Consider the following 6924-nt stretch of genomic DNA (forward strand, 5'->3'; position numbering starts at 1 on the left):
GCTTGAGGAATAAGAAAAAATGACCGAACTGAAAAACGATCGTTACCTGCGCGCCCTGCAACGCCAGCCTGTGGATGTCACGCCAGTGTGGATGATGAGACAGGCTGGGCGTTATCTGCCGGAATATAAGGCCACCCGCGCGCAGGCGGGCGATTTTATGTCGCTTTGTAAAAACGCCGAGCTGGCGTGCGAAGTGACGCTACAGCCGCTGCGTCGCTATCCGCTTGATGCGGCGATCCTCTTTTCGGACATTCTGACGATTCCGGATGCGATGGGTCTGGGACTCTATTTTGAAGCGGGCGAAGGCCCACGCTTCACATCGCCCATTACCGGCAAAGCGGACGTAGAAAAACTGCCGGTGCCGGACCCGGAACAGGAACTGGGCTATGTGATGAACGCGGTGCGCACAATCCGCCGCGAGCTGAAAGGCGAAGTGCCGCTGATTGGTTTCTCCGGCAGCCCGTGGACGCTCGCCACTTATATGGTGGAAGGCGGCAGCAGCAAGGCGTTTACCGTCATTAAAAAAATGATGTATGCCGAGTCGCAGACGCTGCATTTACTGCTCGATAAGCTCGCGAAAAGCGTCACGCTCTATCTGAACGCGCAGATCCGCGCGGGCGCCCAGTCGGTGATGATTTTCGATACCTGGGGCGGCGTGCTGACCGGGCGCGACTACCAGCAGTTCTCACTGTATTACATGCATAAAATCGTCGACGGGCTGCTGCGCGAAAACGAAGGCCGCCGTGTGCCGGTAACGCTGTTCACCAAAGGCGGCGGCCAGTGGCTGGAAGCGATAGCGGAAACCGGCTGTGACGCGCTCGGACTCGACTGGACGACCGATATCGCCGACGCGCGCCGTCGCGTAGGCCACAAGGTCGCGCTGCAGGGCAACATGGATCCGTCCATGCTTTATGCGTCGCCTGCCCGTATCGAAGAAGAAGTGGCGTCTATACTTGCTGGTTTCGGCAATGGTGAAGGCCATGTGTTCAACCTGGGGCATGGTATTCATCAGGATGTGCCTCCTGAACATGCGGGGGCCTTCGTCGAGGCGGTTCACCGCTTATCGGCGCCTTATCACCTGTAAGGAGAAACTATGGATCTCGCGACGCTTCGCGCACAACAAATCGAACTGGCATCTAATGTGGTCCGCGAGGACCGGTTGAACGTCGATCCGCCGACGATAATCGGTGGGGCGGATGTCGGATTCGAGCAGGGCGGCGAAGTGACGCGAGCGGCGATGGTGCTGCTGAAGTATCCGTCTCTGGAGCTGCTGGAGTACCAGGTGGCGCGCATTCCCACCACCATGCCGTATATCCCCGGCTTTCTGTCGTTTCGTGAATACCCGGCGCTGCTGACGGCCTGGGAGATGCTCTCCAGAAAGCCGGATTTGCTGTTTGTCGACGGGCACGGTATTTCGCACCCGCGACGTCTCGGCGTGGCGAGCCACTTCGGGATGCTGGTGGATGTACCGACGATAGGCGTCGCTAAAAAGCGGCTGTGCGGTAAGTTTGAGCCGCTCAGCGACGAGCCCGGCGCGGTTTCGCCGCTGATGGACAAAGGCGAGCAGCTGGCATGGGTGTGGCGCAGCAAAGCGCGCTGCAATCCGCTGTTTGTCTCGACGGGGCATCGCGTCAGCATCGATACGGCGCTCGGCTGGGTGCAGCGTTGCACGAAAGGCTACCGGCTGCCGGAGCCGACGCGCTGGGCGGATGCCGTGGCGTCCGGTCGTCCCGCCTTTCTACGATGGCAGGAAATTCAGGGGTGATTCAGGTACACTGCCGCTAATTTTCGGTTTGTGAGACACCACTATGTTACAAAACCCTATTCACCTGCGGCTGGAAAAACTCGAAGCCTGGCAGCATGTGACGTTCATGGCCTCGCTCTGCGAGCGCATGTACCCGAACTACGCCATGTTCTGCCAGCAGACCGGTTTCGGCGATGCGCAGCTCTATCGTCGTATTCTCGATCTCATCTGGGAGACGCTGACGGTCAAAGACGCCAAAGTGAATTTCGACAGCCAGCTCGAAAAGCTCGAAGAAGCGATTCCGGCGGCGGAAGATTATGACCTCTATGGCGTTTACCCGGCTATCGACGCTTGCGTCGCGTTGAGTGAGCTGGTGCATTCGCGCCTGAGCGGCGAGACGCTGGAGCACGCGATTGAAGTCAGCGAGACGTCTATCACCACCGTAGCGATGCTGGAGATGACTCAGGCGGGCCGTGAAATGACCGACGATGAGCTGAAAGCAAACCCGGCTGTGGAGCAGGAATGGGATATTCAGTGGGAAATTTTCCGATTGCTTGCTGCCTGTGAAGAACGCGATATTGAGCTGATAAAAGGTCTGCGCGCAGACCTGCGTGAGGATGGAACCAGTAATATCGGTATAAATTTGCAGCAATGAGACAACAAAACGTGATTTACAGCCTGTTTTGTCTCACCTGAAGGCTTCCAATTAGCCCCCCGTCTGGTCTACATTTGGGAGGCGAAAAAAAGTGGCTATCGGTGCGTGTATGCAGGAGAGTGCTTTCAAGGCATTTCCGTCGCACTCGATGCTTAGCAAGCGATAAACACATTGTAAGGATAACTTATGAACAAGACTCAACTGATTGATGTAATTGCAGACAAGGCTGACCTGTCTAAAGCGCAAGCGAAAGCTGCTCTGGAATCCACTCTGGCTGCGATTACTGAGTCTCTGAAAGAAGGCGATGCTGTACAGCTGGTTGGTTTCGGTACCTTCAAAGTGAACCACCGCGCTGAGCGTACTGGCCGCAACCCGCAGACCGGTAAAGAAATCAAAATCGCTGCAGCTAACGTGCCGGCATTCGTTTCTGGCAAAGCACTGAAAGACGCTGTTAAGTAAACCGCGTGGCAGTGAAAGGTTTTAACGAAGGGGCGAGATCGCCCCTTTTGTTTGGCTGGCGTATGCTGGCGCTGGCGGGCGTGCTGTTCCTCTCCGCCTGTCGTTCCACCCCGGAAATTCCCCCTTTTACCGCCAGCGGCTATCTGGCCGATGACGGTGTCGTGCGCCTGTGGCGTAAAGACAATAACGATGGCTCTGTTCACCTGCTGGCGGCGTTCAGCCCCTGGTCTGGCGATAAGACATCGACGAGCGATTATCGTTGGCAGAACGATGCGCTGACCTCCGTGGACTACCAGCTTCAGGGTAAACAGCCTGAGCAGGTCAAAGTGCGTTTTGACGATCGCGGCGGGCTGAGCTTCATGCAGCGTGAAGTCAACGGGCAGAAACAGCAGCTTTCCAGCGATCAGGTCGCACTGTGGCAATATCGCGCCACGCAGATGCGTAATACCAGCGATGCGCTGCGCGCAGGGCGCGTGGTGTTGCGTCAGGGGCGCTGGAACCCTGATGGCACGATAACGACCTGTGAAGGGCAGATTGTGCAGCCTGAGTTCGACAGAAGGGCGCAGGAGCGTCTCTCAGAACGTCAGCGTCATGCGAAAGCGCGCGTTAGCGCCGCCTGGCTGGAGGCACCGGAAGGCACACAGCTGTTACTGGTGGCGAATGAAGATTTTTGCGCCTGGCAGCCGAAGCCTGACAGCTTCTGAGCCCATAAAAAAGCGACGGATTTACCGTCGCTTTTGCGTTTACGCCTTTGTAGCGTGCAGGCGTTTATTTCTCCTGCTCGCGTGCAATAGCGCGATAGCCGATATCCTTACGGCAGAAGCAGTCATCCCAGTGAATATCTTCCGCTAAGCGGTAAGCGCGCGCCTGCGCCTGTGCGACGCTGTCGCCCAGCGCGGTCACGCACAGCACGCGCCCGCCGCTGGTCACGACGCGGTCGTCGTCGCGCAGCGTCGTGCCGGCATGAAAGACTTTGCCGTCACCGTTCGCGATCTCTTCAATCGGCAGACCGTGGATCACATCGCCGGTGCGGTAATCGCCCGGATAGCCGCCTGCGGCCATGACGACGCCCAGTGCCGGGCGCGCATCCCACTGCGATTTCACCGTATCGAGTTTGCCCTCGCAGGCCGCCAGGCAAAGCTCGACCAGATCGGACTGTAAACGCATCATGATCGGCTGCGTTTCCGGGTCGCCAAAGCGGCAGTTAAACTCGATAACTTTCGGGTTGCCCTGCTTGTCGATCATCAGACCCGCGTACAGAAAGCCGGTGTAGGTGTTGCCTTCCGCCGCCATGCCGCGCACGGTCGGCCATATGATGCGTTCCATCGTGCGCTGGAAAACCTCATCGGTGACGACCGGGGCAGGTGAGTAAGCGCCCATGCCGCCGGTATTGAGGCCGGTGTCGCCATCGCCCACGCGTTTATGATCCTGGCTGGTGGCCATCGGCTCGACATGCTCGCCATCCACCATCACAATAAAGCTGGCCTCTTCGCCATCCAGAAACTCTTCAACAACAATCCGGTGGCCCGCGTCGCCAAACGCATTGCCCGCCAGCATATCGAGCACGGCCGTTTCGGCTTCGGCAAGCGTCATCGCCACGATAACGCCTTTACCGGCCGCGAGGCCGTCGGCCTTGATAACAATCGGCGCGCCTTTTTCACGAATATAGGCAAGCGCCGGTTCGGTCTCGGTAAAGTTCTGGTATTCCGCCGTCGGGATGCGATGACGCGCCAGGAAATCTTTCGTGAAGGCTTTCGATCCTTCAAGCTGCGCCGCGCCTTTGGTCGGCCCGAAAATTTTCAGGCCCGCGGCGCGAAACGCGTCCACCACGCCAATCACCAGCGGCGCTTCCGGCCCGACAATCGTCAGATCGATGTTTTCAGCCTGCGCAAAGCTCAGCAGCGCCGGGATATCCGTCGGGCTGATAGCGACGTTTTGCAGCGCAGGCTCGAGCGCCGTACCGGCGTTGCCGGGGGCGACAAAAACGGTTTCAACGAGTGGCGACTGGACGGCTTTCCAGGCCAGCGCATGCTCGCGCCCGCCGTTGCCAATAACTAATACTTTCATCGTAGCTCCGTGATTAATGGCGGAAATGGCGCATGTCGGTGAAGATCATGGCGATGCCGTGTTCGTCGGCGGCGGCAATGACTTCATCATCGCGAATCGAGCCGCCCGGCTGGATAACACAGGTAATGCCCACAGCCGCTGCGGCGTCGATGCCGTCGCGGAACGGGAAGAACGCGTCGGAGGCCATCGCCGAGCCTTTGACTTCAAGGCCTTCATCGCCTGCTTTGATACCGGCGATTTTAGCGGAATAGACGCGGCTCATCTGCCCTGCGCCAATACCGATGGTCATGTTGTCGCGCGCGTAAACAATCGCGTTGGATTTAACGAACTTCGCCACTTTCCAGCAAAAGAGCGCGTCGCGCAGCTCCTGTTCGGTTGGCTGGCGTTTTGTCACCACGCGCAGATCGGCTTCGGTCACCATGCCCAGATCGCGGTCCTGAACCAGCAGGCCACCGTTAACGCGTTTGAAATCGAGGCCCGGTACGCGAGACTGCCATTCGCCGCACACCAGTACGCGCACGTTTTGCTTCGCGGCGGTGATTTTCAGGGCGTCGTCACTGGCGGACGGGGCGATAATGACTTCAACGAACTGGCGAGAGACGATCGCCTGCGCGGTTTCGGCATCCAGCTCGCGGTTAAAGGCGATAATGCCGCCAAAGGCGGACGTCGGGTCGGTTTTGTACGCGCGGTCATAGGCGTCGAGAATTGAGCTGCTGACAGCAACGCCGCACGGGTTGGCATGCTTCACAATCACGCAGGCCGGTTCGCTGAATTCCTTCACGCATTCCAGCGCGGCGTCGGTATCGGCGATGTTGTTATAAGAGAGCGCTTTACCCTGAACCTGGCGGGCGGTCGCGACAGACGCTTCTTTTATTTCTTCTTCTATATAGAAAGCAGCCTGCTGATGGCTGTTCTCGCCGTAACGCATATCCTGCTTCTTGATAAAGTTCAGGTTGAGAGTGCGCGGGAAGCGGCCAGCAGGGGCAGTGGTTTCGCCATGATAGGCAGGAACCAGGCTGCCGAAGTAGTTGGCTATCATGCTGTCATATGCGGCCGTATGTTCGAAAGCTTTGATCGCCAGATCGAAACGCGTATCAAACGTCAGCGAGCCGTTATTCGCATCCAGCTCATCAATAATGGCGGTGTAGTCACTGCTCTTCACCACAATGGCGACATCTTTATGGTTCTTGGCGGCGGAGCGAACCATCGTCGGGCCGCCGATATCGATATTCTCAACCGCGTCTTCCAGCGTGCAGCCTTCGCGCGCGACCGTCTGTGCAAACGGGTAAAGGTTCACCACGACCATATCAATGGGGGAAATAGCATGCTGCGCCATGATGTCGTCGTCCTGACCGCGGCGTCCCAGAATGCCGCCATGGACTTTCGGGTGCAGGGTTTTAACGCGGCCGTCCATCATTTCCGGAAAGCCCGTGTAATCGGAGACTTCCGTTACCGGCAGGCCAGCTTCCGCCAGCAGACGAGCCGTGCCGCCCGTGGAGAGGAGCTCAACCCCACGCGTTGAGAGGGCGCGGGCGAAGTCGACGATACCGGCTTTGTCAGAAACGCTGAGCAGAGCGCGGCGTACAGGACGAGGTTGTTGCATGTATAAATCCCCTGGATTTGATCATTACAGAAGAGCGTTAGCTAAATTCCAGCCATTTTTTACTGAAATGTAGCTCACGCTCCTGAAAAAGCGTGTGGCGCTAACAGGCCCGCATTGTAGCGAAAACGTTTGCGTGGCGCTCGCAAATTTTCGGCGTGCAGGCTGTCTGTGGATAACTCTGTGCGCAAATGCGTATAAGCCGGGGTTTTGCTGGGGAATGCAGCAGTCAGTCATTTTTCTGCGATTTAGGTATTGCGGCGCGAAGAGAACTCCCTATAATGCGCCTCCATCGACACGGCGCTGATGAGAAACATCCCACAGCGACGGTGAGTCGGGAAGAGAAAAATCCTGAAATTAAGGGTTGACTCTGAAAGAGGAAAGCGTAATATACGCCAC

7 protein-coding genes are annotated in these 6924 nt (G+C 57.7%); 5 read left to right on the forward strand and 2 right to left on the reverse strand.

Annotated elements, in window-relative coordinates; all coding sequences use genetic code 11:
- Positions 1-19 precede the first annotated feature (19 nt).
- From hemE to G6041_RS00455, 5 genes are all read left to right on the forward strand, one after another.
- Entirely contained in the window at positions 20-1084 is a 1065-nt protein-coding gene (hemE, locus tag G6041_RS00435) for a uroporphyrinogen decarboxylase (RefSeq protein ID WP_012126006.1), read from the forward strand.
- 9 nt (positions 1085-1093) lie between these two features.
- The gene (gene nfi / locus G6041_RS00440) at positions 1094-1765 is read left to right on the forward strand and encodes a deoxyribonuclease V (RefSeq protein ID WP_004388100.1); all 672 of its coding nucleotides are present in this window, start codon (positions 1094-1096) and stop codon (positions 1763-1765) included.
- Positions 1766-1808: 43 nt separating this feature from the next.
- Complete coding sequence (locus G6041_RS00445) at positions 1809-2399, forward strand: YjaG family protein (RefSeq protein ID WP_004388099.1); 591 nt, start codon at positions 1809-1811, stop codon at positions 2397-2399.
- A 186-nt stretch (positions 2400-2585) separates the two neighbouring features.
- On the forward strand, positions 2586-2858 hold the full coding sequence (hupA, locus tag G6041_RS00450; RefSeq protein ID WP_002884342.1) for a nucleoid-associated protein HU-alpha: 273 nt from the start codon (positions 2586-2588) through the stop codon (positions 2856-2858).
- Positions 2859-2869: 11 nt separating this feature from the next.
- Complete coding sequence (locus G6041_RS00455) at positions 2870-3562, forward strand: DUF1481 domain-containing protein (protein WP_171964893.1); 693 nt, start codon at positions 2870-2872, stop codon at positions 3560-3562.
- A gap of 64 nt (positions 3563-3626) precedes the next feature.
- Here G6041_RS00455 and purD read toward each other — a convergent pair whose 3' ends face one another.
- Both purD and purH read right to left on the reverse strand, forming a co-directional pair.
- Entirely contained in the window at positions 3627-4925 is a 1299-nt protein-coding gene (gene purD, locus G6041_RS00460; RefSeq protein ID WP_012126004.1) for a phosphoribosylamine--glycine ligase, read from the reverse strand.
- Positions 4926-4938: 13 nt separating this feature from the next.
- Positions 4939-6528: a bifunctional phosphoribosylaminoimidazolecarboxamide formyltransferase/IMP cyclohydrolase gene (gene purH, locus G6041_RS00465; protein WP_012126003.1), complete on the reverse strand. Its 1590-nt coding sequence runs from the start codon at positions 6526-6528 to the stop codon at positions 4939-4941.
- Positions 6529-6924: the final 396 nt, after the last annotated feature.

It is taken from the genome of Cronobacter sp. HA18003, from assembly GCF_011605905.1.
GTDB lineage: Bacteria > Pseudomonadota > Gammaproteobacteria > Enterobacterales > Enterobacteriaceae > Cronobacter > Cronobacter sakazakii.

Bases quoted from the DNA above. Each gene is read 5' to 3' on its own strand.
- purD (WP_012126004.1), bottom strand. From the start codon at position 4,925: ATGAAAGTATTAGTTATTGGCAACGGCGGGCGCGAGCATGCGCTGGCC.
- hupA (WP_002884342.1), top strand. From the start codon at position 2,586: ATGAACAAGACTCAACTGATTGATGTAATTGCAGACAAGGCTGACCTG.
- hemE (WP_012126006.1), top strand. From the start codon at position 20: ATGACCGAACTGAAAAACGATCGTTACCTGCGCGCCCTGCAACGCCAG.
- nfi (WP_004388100.1), top strand. From the start codon at position 1,094: ATGGATCTCGCGACGCTTCGCGCACAACAAATCGAACTGGCATCTAAT.
- purH (WP_012126003.1), bottom strand. From the start codon at position 6,528: ATGCAACAACCTCGTCCTGTACGCCGCGCTCTGCTCAGCGTTTCTGAC.
- G6041_RS00445 (WP_004388099.1), top strand. From the start codon at position 1,809: ATGTTACAAAACCCTATTCACCTGCGGCTGGAAAAACTCGAAGCCTGG.